Below are 13,956 nucleotides of genomic sequence, written 5' to 3' on the forward strand. Positions count from 1 at the left end.
CTTCGTACCGTGAGCGAGCGCAAGCACTCCCGGTGGCCGCTGGTGGGGCTGGTCGTCGCCGTCGTCGCAGCCGTGACGCTGGCGCTGACCGGCGCGGTGAAGCAGGTGCCCGGCCTCGAGTTCATCCCGTCCGGGCACTGGGTCGCGAACCCCGAGCTCGGGCTGGTGGTGCGCGTGGACGGCTCGACCAAGAAGCCCGACACGCAGGTGTCCGTTCCCGGCCTCACCCCCGGCAGCCAGGTCGTGCAGGACGAGACCCACGGCTACGTCGTCGGCTCCGACGACGTCACGATCTTCGGCAAGTCGACGTTGTCCGTGGAGGCGACCGTGCCCGCGCCCGTCAAGGGTGAGCGGTCGGTGCCGGTCCAGGCCGCCGGCGGGGCCTACTCGGTCTTCCGGCAGAGCGGCCGGATCGTGCGCCTCGGCCTCGACCCGCAGGTCTTCGACGCGGGAGGCCCGGTCGGGTCGCCCGTGTCGACCAGCGACGGCACGGTGTGGGTGCACCGCACCGACTCCGGCGCGATCTGCCGGTTGGCGCGCGGCGCGACCAACCTGGACTGCCCCACCGTCGCACCGGCCGGCCACACCGGCGGCCTCACCGTCGCCGGCGACCGGGTCGTGTTCGTCGACACCACCGCCGACTCGATGAGCGTCGTCGAGGGCAAGGGACTCGGCACCGCGGTGAAGCTCGGCGTGGACGCCCCGCCGAACGCGCGGATCGCGCCCGTGGACGCCGCCGGCCGGGTCGCCGTGCTCGATCCGGCCGGTCGCCGCATGCACCTCGTCGAGGCGCGGGTCGACGACAAGGGCGCGCTGGCCGAGCAGCGTCCTCCCGCCGAGACCGTCCAGCTCCCGGACGGTGAGTACGACAGCCCGTCGGTCAGTGGGGATTCCGTCGTGCTGCTCGACCACAAGAGCAACTCCGTGCGCACCTACGACAACCGCGGCCGGCAGCGGCACTCCGCGGCGATCCCGCAGGAGAAGGGCAAGCCGGAGCTGGTCCGCGGCGAGGACGCGCGCGTGTACGTCGACGGCTCCGAGGGCAAGCACGTCGTGGTCGTGGACAAGGACGGCTCGATGCAGCCGGTGCCGGTCGTCGGCGCCAAGCCCGAGGAGTCCAGGAAGCCGGTGCCGCCACCGGTGCAACCGACCACGACCAAGCCCGCCGACACCAACGCAGACCGGCCGGTCCCCCCTCCGAACACCGGCAGGCCCGTGCCACCACCGCAGACGCGCACCAACCAAGCCCAGCCACCGCCGCAGGCGCAACCGCCGGTCCGGACGCCACCGCCGATCCCGGTCACCTCGCCCGGCATGCCGCCGAACCTCGCCATCGCGATCACGCCCCAGCAGGTCGACGCGACCGTGACGTGGGGTGCCGCGCCCGCCAACGGTGCTCCCGTGACCGCGTACCACATCTCGTGGACGAGCCAGGGCGGCCGCTCGGGCACGGACTCGGTGCCGGGCACCGCCTTCACCTACGTGATCAGGGGCATCTGGCAGGGCGCCGACCACCCGTTCACGGTCACCGTGGTGGCGCAGAACAGCGCGGGCCGCGGCACGCCCGCGACGGCGAACGCCGCCCCGCCGAAACGGGTCCCGAAGATCGACCTGACCAAGGGCCCGATCGCACCCAGGTGCGACCACGAGAACTGCTACTGGATGCACATCCTCATGACCGGGTTCAAGCCGAACACCCAGTACAAGGTGGACCCGCACTCGACGGACTCGGGTTACTCGAACCCCGGCCACAGCCTCAGAACTGACGCGGACGGCAATGCCGTGCTGAACGCCTTCTTCTACCACGGCGCGGGCCACACGGTGTGGGTCACGGCCGGTGGAGTCGAATCGAACCGCCTGGAGTGGACAGAATGAACCAGACGCGCGCGGCCGCGGTGTTCTCGGCGATCTCGGACAACGTCCAGCTGGTGATCAGGGGCAAGCAGGACGTCGTGCGGCTGGCCGTCGTCGCGCTGCTCGCCGAGGGCCACCTGCTCGTCGAGGACGTGCCGGGACTGGGCAAGACGACGCTCGCGCGGTGCCTCGCCCGCAGCATCGGCGGGAGCTGGAGCCGCATCCAGTTCACCCCCGACCTGCTGCCCGGCGACATCACCGGGGTGACCGTCTACCACCAGAAGGACGAGGAGTTCACCTTCCACCCCGGCGCGGTGTTCGCGAACGTCGTGGTGGCCGACGAGATCAACCGCGGCACGCCGAAGACGCAGTCGGCGATGCTGGAGGTGATGTCGGAGCGCCGGGTCACCGTGGACGGGGTGGCGCACGACGTGCCGTCGCCGTTCCTGGTGGTGGCGACGCAGAACCCGATCGAGATGGAGGGCACCTACCGGCTGCCGGAGGCCCAGCTCGACCGGTTCCTGCTGCGGTTGTCGGTCGGCTACCCGGACGTGGCCGACGAGGTGTCGATCATCATGAACGCCTGCACCGGGATGACCGCCGACCGGCTGCAGCCCGTGGTCGAGATCGCCGCGCTCGTGGAGGCGATCACCGAGGTCCGCGGCCTGTTCGTGGACGGGGCGATCTGCGAGTACGCGGCGCGGCTCTGCGCGGCGACCAGGATCCACGCCTCGGTGCGGTTCGGGGCGAGCCCGCGCGGCAGCATCGCCCTCGTGCGGGCGGGCCAGGCGCTGGCGGCCACCGCGGGACGGTCGTTCGTCACCGCCGACGACATCAAGCACGTCGCCGTCCCCGCGCTCGCGCACCGGCTGGTGCTGACCGCGGAGGCCGAGCTGAAGCAGCGGTCGGCGGCGGACGTCGTGACCGAGGTGCTCGCGACCACCCCGGCGCCCGCGATGAGCGCGGCGAGCCGTTAGACCATGAGGCTGACCGTGCGGGGCACCGCCGTGCTGGTGGTGTCACTGGGGCTGGGCGCGGCCGGGTGGTGGGGGCGGTACCCGTTGTTCCTGCTGCTGGCGCTGGCCGGGCTGGTGGCGGTGGGGGCGGCGGTGCTGGTGACGTTCCGGCGGGTGGACGTCGAGGTGACCCGGGACGTGTACCCGGACCGGGTCGAACGGGGTGCGCAGGCGTTGGGGAAGCTGAAGGTGCGCAACGCCTCGGCGAGGTGGCAGCGCGGGTTCCTCGCCGTGGACGTGGCCGGCGGGTTCCACCGCACGGTGCAGGTGCACGGGCTGGCGCCGGACACGTCGCGGCCGTACGACTACCAGCTGCCGACGCCGGTGCGCGGCAGGATGCCGGTGGGTCCGCTGACGTTGTCGCGCACCGACCCGTTCGGCTTGGCGCGCAACAGCTTGACGGTCGGCGACACGGTGACGCTGTGGGTGCACCCGCGGTCGTACCCGGCGCTCGCGCGAACCGGCGGCTTCCCGCGGCACCACCACGAGGGCCGGTCCAACGACCGCCTGCGCGGGTCGCTGGACCTGCGCGAGCTGCGCGAGTACCTGCCGGGCGACCAGGTGCGCGACATCCACTGGAAGGCGACCGCGCGGACCGGCCGGTTGATGGTCAAGGAGGCCGCCGACCCCGACCAGCCCCGGCTCACCGTGCTGCTCGACACCCGCGCGCCGGTGCTGGGGGAAAGCGCTTTCGAGGAGGCGGTCGACGTAGCCGCCTCACTGCTGCGGTCCGCCGCGCTGGCCGGGCACCACGCCCGGTTGCTGACGTCGTGCGGCATCGACGTCGCCACCTCGGGCGGCCCGCTCGCCGCGCGGCAGCTGCTCGACCAGCTCTGCCTGCAACAGCAGAGCACCGAGGCCGTGACGCTGCTGTCGACGGTGCGGCACCAGGGTGGTTGTCTCGCGGTGGTGACGTCGGGGGCGGCGGACGTCTCGGAGCTGTCCGGGCTGCGGTCGCGGTACTCGTCGATCTTCCTGCTGGCGCTGGGGCAGGCCGGGCACGTACCGGGGGCTCGGGTGCTGGCCGGTGCCGACGCCGCCGCGCTGGTGGGCATGTGGAACGAGGTGCGGACGTGAGGTGGCAGGTGCCGATCGCGCTCGTGGGGCTGAGGACCGAGGTGCGGACGTGAGGCGGCGGGTGCCGGTCGCGCTCGTGCAATCGTGGAACGAGGTGCGGTCGTGAAAGACCGTGTGCCGGTCGCGCTGGTCGTCCTCGCCGCCGCCATCGCCGGGCTGTGCTTCGCGTCCGTCTTCGGGGTGGGCGCGCTGCTCCCGGTCATCGCGGTCGTCGCCGTGGTGACTGCCGGGACCGCGGTGCTGGCCAGGTCGCTCGTGACCTGGCGGCCGCTCGTCGTCGCGCTCGCCGGACTGGTGGCCGTGGTCGAGGTGCTGCTGTTCCCGACGACGGTGGCCGGACTGCCCACCGGCACGACCTTCTCCCTGCTCGCCGACGGTGTCACCGACTCCTGGCAGCTCACCCTGCAGTCCACCTGGCCCGCCCGGCCGGACGCGCAGCTGCTGCTGTTCGTGCCGTTGCTGGTGCTGGTGGCGTGCGTGTTCGGCGTGGAGATCGTGCTGCGCCTCGAGAAACCCGTTCTCGCGCTGGTGCCCAGCTTCCTCGTGGTCGTGCTCAGCCAGCTGTTCGGCGCGCTCACCGGGCTCGCCGCCGTGCTGGCGGTGCTCGGGTACGTCGCCGTCGCCGCCGGGCTGTTCGCGTTGTACCGGCCGGCGGACGAGCACCAGTCCGTGCCGGCGTTCCTGCCCGCGCCGCTGGTGGTCACCGCGGTCGTCGTGGTGGTCGGCCTGCTCGTGCCGCTGCCCGGTCCCGCCTACTCGCTCAAGCAGGACCGGCTCGTGCCGGTGTCGGCGCGGATGACCAGTCCGCTCGACGAGGTCGCGAGCCGGCGGGCGCACCCGGACGCCCCCGTGTTCAGCGTGCGGCCGTCGTGCGAGCAGTGCCTGCCGGACCGGTGGCCGGTCGTCGTGCTCGACACCTACGACGGCGTCACCTGGTCGGCGGGCAGCCGCTACCGCCGGTTGGGCACCGAGCTGCCCGCGCCCGACCTGGACGTGCCGACGACCCGCAGGGACGCGGTGATCAGCCTGCGCGAGAACGGGACCAGGTGGCTGCCGAGCCGGCCGTGGCCCGCCGCGGTGACCGGGGCGGACCCGCTGGTCGAGGAGAACGAGGGCAGCCTGCTCGCGCAGAGTCCACAGGGGACGGCCACCGCCTACGGGCTGAGCTGGTGGGAACCCGAGGTGGGCGAGTCGCTCGACGGGTTCGCGGTCGACCCGCGGCTGGGCGGGCAGGACGGCGTCGGCACGCCACCGCCCGGTGTCGCCGAGCTCGCCACCAAGGCCGTCGACGGGGTGCGGTCGAGCTTCACCTCGGCGTTGCGGCTGGAACGGTTCCTGCGCGAGAACTACCGGCGGGTCGACGGCGCCGGCGGGCACAGCTGGCCGCAGCTGCGCCGGTTCCTGCTCGACACCTCCGAGGGCACCAGCGAGCAGTTCGCCGCCGCGTACGTGGTGCTGGCGCGGATCCTGGGCATCCCGGCCCGGCTCGTCGTCGGGTACCGCACGCCGGAGCGGAAGTCCGGCGAGGAGTACGTCGTGACCAACGAGAACGTCCTGGTGTGGCCGGAGGTCGCGGTCGCCGGGGTCGGCTGGGTGCCGCTGGACCCGGCGGGCGCGGCGACCCGCGGCGCCGGGAAGGACTCCGGGCTGATCGCGGCGACGCAGAACGCGCGCGACCGGCTGCCTCCCGCGCCGCAGGACCCGCCGGTGGCACCGGGACAACCCGCTCAGGGCGAAACCGGCCCGGCGCGGCCGTTCCCGTTCGGTGCCGTGCTGGTCCCGCTGGGGATGTTGCTGCTGGTGTGGCTCGCCGGGGTGCCGGTGGCGAAGTGGGTCAGGGCGCACCGGCGGCGGCGCAAGGCGGGAACCGCGGCGGTGCACGGTGCGTGGCTGGAGGCGCGTGACCGGTTGCGCGAGCACCGGGTGCCGCTGACGGTGGGCATGACGCCGTTGGAGGTGGCCGGCGCCGCTGCCGGTGCCGGGTTGCCGGCCAGTGCGGACGGCATGCGGTCGCTCGCGGCGGCGGTGGACTTCGCCATGTGGTCGGGTGCCACGCCGGGCCGCAGGTCCGGGACGACGTGGGCCGCGGTGCGCGTGGTGCGGCGGGGGTTGCGCGCACGAGGCTGGCCGGCACGGCTGCGGGCCGCGGTGGACCCGCGCACGCTGCGGTCCTAGGGCGTGTCCCGTGAGTCTCGTCCGCGACAGTCGCGGCCGAGGGCCGGGACTCTCGACCGTGACTCTCATCGAACGGACTCACGGGACACGCCCTGGCGGCCTGGCTCAGAGCTTGCAGGTGGCGCCGCGCAACGCCTTCGGCTTGCTCTCGTAGACGTGCAAGCCGTCGGTGCCCTGCACGAGGAAGCAGTACTTGCGGGTCGGGTCGACCTCGACCTTCAGCGAACGGTTCTGCTGCGCGCGCATGACCTTGGGCTGCTCTCCCTCGGCCGCGACGACGACGGCGAACTCCAGCTGTTCCTGGCTCTCCCACTGCAGGTCGACGTAGTCGACGTGGTCGACGGGGTCGACCAGCTGCAGCAGGACCGCCTTGGCCGGGGACGGCGGTGCCGGAGCCGTCGTGGGCGCGTCGCCGCGCACGACGGGATCGCTGCTCATCAGGAACACGCCGAGCGCCACGACGACGAGCAGGCCGACGGCACCACCGATCACCGGCAACGCCGGGTGCTTGTTCGCGGTCGTGCCAGGCGAGGACACCAGCACGGGCACACCGCGCGGCACCGGCGGGCGCGGCACCGCGGGCAGACCGGCGAAGTCGCCGAACTCGGCCGCCGACGGGCTCGGCGCGGACAGCCTGCCGAGCCAGGTCGCCACGTCACGGATGTTCTCGGGGCGGATCACCGGGTCCTTGGCGAGCAGCGCGCGCACCAGTTCGGCGAGCTCGTCGGGCAGGTCCGGCCGGTCGGGGCGCGGCACGGTCGAGCCGAGCACGCGGAGCTTGCGGTCGTCCGGGTGCTCGCCGAGGCGGGCCGGGTGCGGCGACAGCCCCGAGAGTGCCAGGTACAGCACGGCGCCCAGGCCGTAGAGGTCGGACCGCTCGTCGGCGGCGCCGTGTTCGAGGGTCTCCGGTGCGAGGAAGTCGACGCCGTCGCCGCCCTCGTGCGGGAACGCCCGGCGCAGCGTCACGCCGAAGTCCGCCAGCACCGGTTCACCGGACGGGCGGTACAGCACGTTGCCGGGCGTGACGCCACCGTGGACGATGCCCGCCTCGTGGGCCGCCGCGAGCGCCTCGGCGAGTGTGCGGCCGAGCGCGATCACCTCCGCGACCGGCAGCGGGCCCTCCTGCTCGACCACGTCGGTCAGCGACTGCGTGCACAGCTCCATCCGCAACGCCGTGCGGTCGCCCACGTCCTCCACCACGTCCGCCACCAGCACGGCCGTCTGGTCCTTGAGCGGCGCGAGGCGGGCCAGCTCGCGTTCGACCTCGGTGCGGGTGCGGCGCGGCAGCTTGGCGCGCAACACCTTGAGCGCCACGGCCTCGCCGGTGACGGTGTGGATGCCCGCGTAGACCGTCGCCCTCGGCCCGGTGCCGCGCGGCACCAGGTCGGCGAACCCGTGATCTGTCCCCATCGCGGGTTCCATCTTAGAGAGGTCCTCCCGAGTGGCCGCTACCTGCCGAACCGGTTCGACGCTGGTCCACGTCCGGTGATCGTAGGCAGGTGACGGAGCGGCCGAGCCCCCACGGCAGGAAGTGGCCGCTCGGAGAGGTCGAGGAACCGATGACGACAACGGGCTGGTCAGGCTGACCATCCCCGCACCGGGCCGGCGCATCGACATGGCGTTGCCGCAACGGTCACCGCTGGCCGAGGTCGTGCCGGGACTGCCGGACCACGCCGGGCTCGCCGACGCGGGCGCCGAGCACGGCGGCTGGGTGCTGCGCCGCACCGACGGCACCGGGCTGGACGCGGCACTGTCGCCGGCGACGCACCGGGTGTGCGACGGCGAGGTGCTGCACCTGGTGCCGTGCAGGCTGGAGTGGCCGGAGCCGGAGTACGACGACGTGGTCGAGGCGATCTCGGCGGGGGGTGTCGCGCACGGGTTCGGCGGACCCGCGGTGCCGCGTTCGCCGTGGCAGGCGGGGCCGTGCTGGTGGCGCTGGTGGTAAGGATCGGGCACTTGTTCTGGTGGCCGCTCTGGCCTGTCCCCAGGCGGTCGCCGCACCACCCGCGGGCGCCTGCCACAGCCCTGTTCCGGCGCGGCCGGCGATCACCGAACTGCCGTGGGCGCAGCGGACGTCGATGCCGAAGTCGGTGTGGCCGCACAGCACGCGTCACCATGCTGCGGTCGTGGGCTTCCCGTGCGCTGGCAGGAAGAGGTCAGCGGGACGCGAAGCGCGACGCGGAAGCCATAGCGTTCGGGACATGCCCACAAGCCAGGACAGGAGCCGCGTCGCCGTGGTCCGCTTGCGCGAGATCGCCGGGCCGGACCTGTACCGGCGCAACCCGTTCCGCGTCATCGGCCTGGCCACGAACGCGAAGCCCGCGCAGGTCCGCGCGCAACGCCACCTGCTGCTCGGCGCGCTCGAGCTCGGCAGCGGCACGGTTCCCGGCGACCGGCGGCTCGCGTTGCCGCGACCGCCCACGGCGCAGGAGGTTCGTGCCGCGTTCGACGCGTTGGAACGGGCCGATCACCGGCTGGTGGACGAGCTGTTCTGGTGGTGGGGCGAGCCCGGCGCCTGTGGTTGCCCGGCGGAGCTGCACGAGGTGCACGACGACGCGGTCGAGGCGCACGCGAAGGCCCTCGACACCGAGACGGACGAGGACCTCTGGGTCGACGCGGCGGACGCGTGGATGGACGCGCTGGACCACCCGCGGTTCTGGGACCACGTGCGGCACCGGATGAAGGTGTTGTCCGACCGCAGGATGGACGAGTCCACCGTGTCCGGTCTGGGGCAGGCGCTGCCGGGTGCGCTGCTGGTGCCGCAGGTGGCGCTGGCGGGCACCCGGCCGCGGCTCGCGGGTCTGCTCGACACCTGGGACGTGCCCGCCGCGCTGGTCGACGACGCCCGCCGCACCGCCGCGGCGCCGACCTCCCGCCGGATCGACGAGCTGGTCGAGGAGGTTCACACGCTGCTGGTGGACTCGGCGAACCGGGCGGCGGCCGACCGCGTCGACGAGCTGCCGGCGCTCGCGGAGCTGTTGGAGGAACTGGCGCCGCACGCGCGTTACCGGTGGTCGGCCCGGCAACGGAACCGCACCGCCGTGATGCTGAACAACTGCGGGCTCGCGTTGAAGACGACCGACCTGCCCAGGGCCGTCGCCCTGATGCGGCGGGCGCTGGCGTTCGTCGTCGAGCAGAGCGACCGCGCGACCATCGAGGACAACCTCGCCACGACCCCGACCCCGCGGTGGGACCAGCAGCAACCGGCCCACGGGCAGAACCCCGTGCTGTCCCCGCGCTGGCCGTCGAACCTCGCGGTGTTCGCGGCGTTCATCGCGGCGGTGACCGCCTTCCTGTCCGGCCTGCTCGACGCGCCGACGTGGCTCACGGTCGTCGCGGCCGTCCTGTTCTCCTGGCTGCCGATGCGGGTCATCACCGCGGGCTGGTACCGGTCGATGGGTGACGTCACGACGTTCGTGGTCGGCGGCCTCGCGTTCGTCGGCGGCTGGTGGGCCTACCGCGAGCTGCCGTTCGCCGCGCTCGCACCGTTCCTGTGGTCCTGCCTGGCCTTCACGCTGGTGTCGCCGTTCGTGTACGCGCTGGTGGCCGATGGGCGGAACCACCGATGAGCACCTGGCCGACCTGGCGCGGGCAACGCCGCCACCACCGCGAGTTCCGGATCGCCGCACCGAGCTGGCCCGACCCGGTCTCGCTCACGAGCCTGCTCGCCCAGCCCGGCAAGCCCACAAAGGAGTCCACAAAGGACGAACCGGTGCTGTCCGAGAGCGACCTCGCCGACGCCGCCACCAACCTCTGGCGGGCGCGGCGCCGGCTCGCCCGCCTCGCCGAGGAGGACTCGCGCGAGGCCAAGCGGGTCGGCCGCTACCTGCAGGCGACCCAGCGCGCTCTCGACGAGGCCGGTCTGCTGGTGCAGGACCACGACGGCACCACGTTCCACCCCGGCCTGTCGCTGGAGGTGCTGACGATGCAACCGGATCCGGCACTGCGGCACGAGGTCGTGCGCGAGACCGTCCGCCCGTCGGTCTACCTGGCCGGCCGGCGCATCCAGATGGGGCAGGTCATCGTCGGCTACCCCGGTGACACCTTGGAGGAAACCGGTGCGTGACACCATCGACTTCGGCATCGACCTGGGCACCACCAACAGCGCGATGGCCGTCGTGCGCGACGGCGGCGTGGCGGTGGTCAAGAACAACGAGGGCTGGGACTACACGCCGTCCGCGGTGTGGGTGCCCAAGCCGGGCGTCACGCACGTCGGACGCAGCGCGCGGGACCGCATCCCGAGCGACCCGGACAACGTGCACATCGAGTTCAAGCAGGAGATGGGGCTCGCCGGCGCGCCGAGGCGGTTCCCCAAGGCGGGTGTTTCCATGACACCGCAACAGCTCTCCGCCGAGGTGCTGAGGTCGCTGCGGGCCGACGCCGCGCACGTGTTCGGCGAGGCGCCGCCGGCCGCGGTGATCACCGTGCCCGCCGCGTTCCGCCTCCACGAGAACAACGCCACCGGCGAGGCCGCGGCGCTGGCCGGGTTCGTCACCTGCCCGCTGGTGCAGGAACCGACGGCCGCGGCGTTCGCGTTCGGCTTCCAGAACGAGAGCACCGACGCGTACTGGATGGTGTTCGACTTCGGTGGCGGCACGTTCGACTCGGCGATCGTCAGCACCCACGAGGGTGAGCTGCGCGTGCTCGACCACGCGGGCGACCCGCACCTCGGCGGGAAGCTGATCGACTGGGCGATCGTCGAACGCCTGCTCGTGCCCGCCGTGGAGTCCGGGCTCGGACTGCGTGACCTGCGCCGACAGGACCCGTTGTGGCGCAGCAACTTCGCCCTGCTCAAGGACGCGGCGGAACGGGCCAAGATCGCGTTGTCGCGCTCCGCGGCCGTCGAGGTGGACGTCGAGCTGGAGGTCGGCGGCAAGAAGGTGGCCTTCGACCACACGCTGCGGCGCGACGAGGTCGACCGGGTCGCCGAGCCGCACTACCTGCGCGCGATCAACCTGTGCCGCGAAGCGCTCGGCAAGGCCGGGCTCGGCGTCGGTGACATCGACAAGCTGCTGCTGGTCGGCGGCACCACGCTGGCACCGGGTCTGCGGGAACGCCTCGCCGACCCGAAGGCGGGCCTGGGCATCGAGCTCGACCACAGCCAGGACCCGAGCACGGTCGTCGCGCGCGGTGCCGCGGTGTTCGCGAGCACCGTGCCGCTGGACCGCCCCAAGGCGCGGCCGGTGGCGGGCGAGTTCACCGCCGACCTGCGCTACCCGCGCACCACCAGCCTGGACGTCGTACCGGTGCAGGGCCGGTTCGAGAGCACGGCCGCGCAGGACTGGACGAGGTTCCACGTCGTGCTGGACAACGAGAACGGCACACCGCCGTTCCGCACGCCCCAGGTGGGCCTCGACGCGCAGGGCACGTTCGTCACCGAGGTCCAGGTGGACGAGCGGACCACGTCGACGTTCAGCGTGCTGCTGGTCGACGCCGACGGCGTGCGGTGCAAGGTGAACCCGGCCACCGCGTCGATCACGCACGTGACGAACGAGCTCGGCGGCCAGGTGCTGACCAACTCGCTCGGACTGGCCGAGGCGGACGGGGCGTTCGCGCCGATCCTGCGCAAGGGCGCCCGGCTGCCCGCCGCCATGTCCAGCACCTTCTACACCACGATCCCGTTGCACCGCACCGACTCCGACGCCGTCATCCGGATCCCGCTGGTCGAGGGCGAACGCGTCCGCGCCGACCGCAACCTGCGGATCGGGCTGATCGAGATCAGGCCGAAGGACGTCCGCATCGACCTGCCGACCGGCAGCGAGGTCGAGATCACCGTCGAGGTCGACGAGTCGCGCCGGGTCACCGTGGTCGCGGACGTTCCGCTGGTGGACGAGCAGTTCGAGGCCGAGATCGACCTCTCGCACGTGCAGCCGCCCACCGCGGCGGTGCTGGAACGCGAGCTGCGCGAGGTGCACGGCAGGCTGGCCGGCCTGCAGGAGGACCGGCGGCTGCCCGCGCAGGCCCGGCGCAAGCTCGACCGGCTGGAGCACGAACAGGTGCTGCGCTGGCCGACGAGGTGCGTGCCGCCGCGCCGACCAGGGCAGCGCGCGGCCGCGGACCAACGCTGCGCGACGCCCACGCCGTGCTGGACGAGGTCGAGGAGGAACGCGAGCTGCGCGCCCTGCTCGACGAGCTGGACGAGGAGATCGCGCAGTGCCGGGCCCTGCTCGACCGCAACGCCGCCCCCGACGACCACCTGGAGCTCGCCGACATCGAGCGCCGCGCGGCCGACCTGCGCGCCGACCCCGACCGCGCCGCGATCGAGGAGCTGCTCGGCAGGGCGGTCCACCTCGCCACGACGGTGATGAAGCGCGACGAGACCTACGACATCGCCGTGTTCCAGCACTTCCGCGCCAACCTGCCGAAGCTGACCCAGCCGGTGCGGGCGCGCGCGTTGGTCGCCGAGGGCAACCAGGCGCTGGCCGAGGCCAACTGGCGCGTCCTGCCGGTGGTCAACCAGGAGCTGCGCGCCCTGTGGCCCGTCGGCGAACAGGAACGCTCCCCCGGCGGCGTCCGCAGCTTCCACGGACGGCAGCGGTGACCGCCGCAGCACACGCCCGTGACCTCGACCGGGCGCGTGCCGCCGACCTCGCCCGAGCGGGCAGGCACGACGACGCGCGGCTCATCCTGGAGGACCTCGGGCGCGATCCGGCCACGTTGGACCTGCTGGCCAGGGTGCACGCCCAGCGCGGCGACCTGGCCGCGGCCGAGGCCGCGTGGCGGAGGTGCTCGCCCAGGAGCCGGACCACGCCCCGTTGGCGGGCACGCGGTTGATCGCCGCATCACGCGGCAGGCGCCGGGCCCGGCCGATGCCGGTGGCCGCGATCGGTGGTGCGCTGCCGTCGCCGCCGTTGCCGCGACCGCCGTGGCGTTCGCGGTGCACTCACCGGAGAGCCCCGGCGTCTCGCCGGACGTCCCGGCGGCGATCCCGGCGTCGACGAGCCCGCCGGCCTCTTCTTCAGCTGCTGCACCGGCCTTGCCGCCGCTGGCGAGTCCGGACGTGCGCCTGGAACCCTCCGGCACCGGGGTGCGCGTGGTGTTCCTGCGCGGGATGTTCCTGCCGGACAGCACCACGCTCACCCCGGACGGACGGCGGCAGCTGGAGAGCTGGGGACAACTGTTGCGCGGCAAGGACGTCCGCGTCACCGTGCTCGGCCACGGCGTGACGACCCCGGACGGCCCGGCGACCGGCGGTTCCACCACCGCCGTGGCCAGGGCAGCGGCCGCCGCCGAGGTGCTGGCGGACGCGGCCGGGAAGCCGTTGACAGCGTTCGCCCTGCGGTCGGCCGAGCAGTCGGACGTCCCGCACCCCGGCGGCGACCCGGCGCTGAACCGGACCGTGACGCTGCAGGTGGACCTGCCCTAGGACCGCAGCTCCGGCGGCACGTACTCGAACGTCGGCCCCGCCGTCTCCCCTCCCCCGACGGGCATCTTCATCAACGCCTGTGCCTGGGCCTTCAGCTGGTACATCGTGCCGACGGTGGCGCCGAGCCCGGACGGGCTGCCGGTGAAGGCCTCCTCCAGCTGGAAGAGCAGCAGGCAGTAGGTGGTGTTGAACTGCTCCTGCGCGACGCGGACCTCGCTGCCCTCCGGGTGGTCGGCGGTGCGCGGGTTGATGCGCATGGGCAGCACGCCGTCGAGGTCGACGGCGATCGGCGCACCGGTCGGCCCGGACTGCGGGGTGTCGCCTGCCTGGTAGCGGCGACCGTGCTTGAGCTCCTGGAAGCGGTAGAAGTGCGCGACCTCGTCGCGCTCGGGGTGGAAGACGTCCCGGTCGTCGTCCCACACGTCGGTGCGGGCGGCGCCTTCGCCCTGCTCCACGATCTCGCTGGTT

The 13,956-nt window shown here is 73.2% G+C and carries 13 protein-coding genes; 11 read left to right on the forward strand and 2 right to left on the reverse strand.

All coding sequences use genetic code 11. The annotated features are described in order from the left end of the window. Positions 1-9: 9 nt before the first annotated feature. The 4 genes from BBK82_RS42140 to BBK82_RS42155 all read left to right on the forward strand — a co-directional run bounded on the left by BBK82_RS42140 (position 10) and on the right by BBK82_RS42155 (position 6,122). Positions 10-1,875, forward strand: a complete 1,866-nt coding sequence (locus BBK82_RS42140; protein WP_065919912.1) for a fibronectin type III domain-containing protein — start codon at positions 10-12, stop codon at positions 1,873-1,875. After that, positions 1,872-2,831, forward strand: a complete 960-nt coding sequence (locus tag BBK82_RS42145) for an AAA family ATPase (protein ID WP_065919913.1) — start codon at positions 1,872-1,874, stop codon at positions 2,829-2,831. The genes BBK82_RS42140 and BBK82_RS42145 overlap by 4 nt, the downstream gene beginning before the upstream one ends. Positions 2,832-2,834: 3 nt before the next feature. Continuing rightward, positions 2,835-3,947, forward strand: a complete 1,113-nt coding sequence (locus BBK82_RS42150; protein ID WP_065919914.1) for a DUF58 domain-containing protein — start codon at positions 2,835-2,837, stop codon at positions 3,945-3,947. 102 nt (positions 3,948-4,049) lie between these two features. Next, a complete protein-coding gene (locus BBK82_RS42155; protein WP_065919915.1) occupies positions 4,050-6,122 on the forward strand; it encodes a transglutaminase TgpA family protein in 2,073 nt (690 codons plus the stop codon). Positions 6,123-6,227: 105 nt separating this feature from the next. Here BBK82_RS42155 and BBK82_RS42160 read toward each other — a convergent pair whose 3' ends face one another. Then, positions 6,228-7,532: a serine/threonine-protein kinase gene (locus BBK82_RS42160; protein ID WP_065921807.1), complete on the reverse strand. Its 1,305-nt coding sequence runs from the start codon at positions 7,530-7,532 to the stop codon at positions 6,228-6,230. Between the two features lie 121 nt (positions 7,533-7,653). Here BBK82_RS42160 and BBK82_RS42165 point away from each other — a divergent pair, with 121 nt between their 5' ends. The 7 genes from BBK82_RS42165 (at position 7,654) to BBK82_RS42190 (ending at position 13,488) form a co-directional block, all read left to right on the forward strand. Continuing rightward, positions 7,654-8,067 carry an EsaB/YukD family protein gene (locus tag BBK82_RS42165; protein ID WP_071812794.1) on the forward strand — a complete coding sequence of 138 codons (414 nt, stop codon included), beginning with the start codon at positions 7,654-7,656 and terminating at the stop codon, positions 8,065-8,067. 256 nt (positions 8,068-8,323) lie between these two features. Further along, positions 8,324-9,691, forward strand: coding sequence for a hypothetical protein (locus tag BBK82_RS42170; protein ID WP_154697828.1), 1,368 nt, complete (start codon positions 8,324-8,326; stop codon positions 9,689-9,691). Then, on the forward strand, positions 9,688-10,188 hold the full coding sequence (locus BBK82_RS42175) for a hypothetical protein (protein WP_065919918.1): 501 nt from the start codon (positions 9,688-9,690) through the stop codon (positions 10,186-10,188). The genes BBK82_RS42170 and BBK82_RS42175 overlap by 4 nt, the downstream gene beginning before the upstream one ends. Beyond that, complete coding sequence (locus BBK82_RS42180) at positions 10,181-12,427, forward strand: Hsp70 family protein (RefSeq protein WP_218920507.1); 2,247 nt, start codon at positions 10,181-10,183, stop codon at positions 12,425-12,427. Before BBK82_RS42175 ends, BBK82_RS42180 begins: the two co-directional genes overlap by 8 nt. Further along, positions 12,427-12,663, forward strand: coding sequence for a hypothetical protein (locus BBK82_RS53310; protein ID WP_218920508.1), 237 nt, complete (start codon positions 12,427-12,429; stop codon positions 12,661-12,663). Before BBK82_RS42180 ends, BBK82_RS53310 begins: the two co-directional genes overlap by 1 nt. Continuing rightward, on the forward strand, positions 12,660-12,896 hold the full coding sequence (locus tag BBK82_RS42185; RefSeq protein ID WP_065919919.1) for a hypothetical protein: 237 nt from the start codon (positions 12,660-12,662) through the stop codon (positions 12,894-12,896). The genes BBK82_RS53310 and BBK82_RS42185 overlap by 4 nt, the downstream gene beginning before the upstream one ends. A gap of 91 nt (positions 12,897-12,987) precedes the next feature. Then, positions 12,988-13,488: an OmpA family protein gene (locus BBK82_RS42190; protein WP_154697829.1), complete on the forward strand. Its 501-nt coding sequence runs from the start codon at positions 12,988-12,990 to the stop codon at positions 13,486-13,488. Here the strand turns inward: BBK82_RS42190 and BBK82_RS55250 are convergent. Next, positions 13,485-13,943, reverse strand: a complete 459-nt coding sequence (locus BBK82_RS55250) for a ferritin-like protein (protein WP_237047877.1) — start codon at positions 13,941-13,943, stop codon at positions 13,485-13,487. The two genes, BBK82_RS42190 and BBK82_RS55250, sit on opposite strands and share 4 nt — an antisense overlap. Between the last annotated feature and the right edge of the window lie 13 nt (positions 13,944-13,956).

Origin of the sequence: Lentzea guizhouensis (assembly GCF_001701025.1) — a bacterium.
In the GTDB taxonomy this organism is placed as follows: Bacteria; Actinomycetota; Actinomycetes; order Mycobacteriales; family Pseudonocardiaceae; genus Lentzea; species Lentzea guizhouensis.

Excerpts from the sequence above, each read along its gene's own strand:
- BBK82_RS42160 (WP_065921807.1), bottom strand. The coding sequence starts at position 7,532 with ATGGGGACAGATCACGGGTTCGCCGACCTGGTGCCGCGCGGCACCGGG.
- BBK82_RS42150 (WP_065919914.1), top strand. The coding sequence starts at position 2,835 with ATGAGGCTGACCGTGCGGGGCACCGCCGTGCTGGTGGTGTCACTGGGG.
- BBK82_RS42170 (WP_154697828.1), top strand. The coding sequence starts at position 8,324 with ATGCCCACAAGCCAGGACAGGAGCCGCGTCGCCGTGGTCCGCTTGCGC.
- BBK82_RS42175 (WP_065919918.1), top strand. The coding sequence starts at position 9,688 with ATGAGCACCTGGCCGACCTGGCGCGGGCAACGCCGCCACCACCGCGAG.
- BBK82_RS53310 (WP_218920508.1), top strand. The coding sequence starts at position 12,427 with ATGAAGCGCGACGAGACCTACGACATCGCCGTGTTCCAGCACTTCCGC.
- BBK82_RS42145 (WP_065919913.1), top strand. The coding sequence starts at position 1,872 with ATGAACCAGACGCGCGCGGCCGCGGTGTTCTCGGCGATCTCGGACAAC.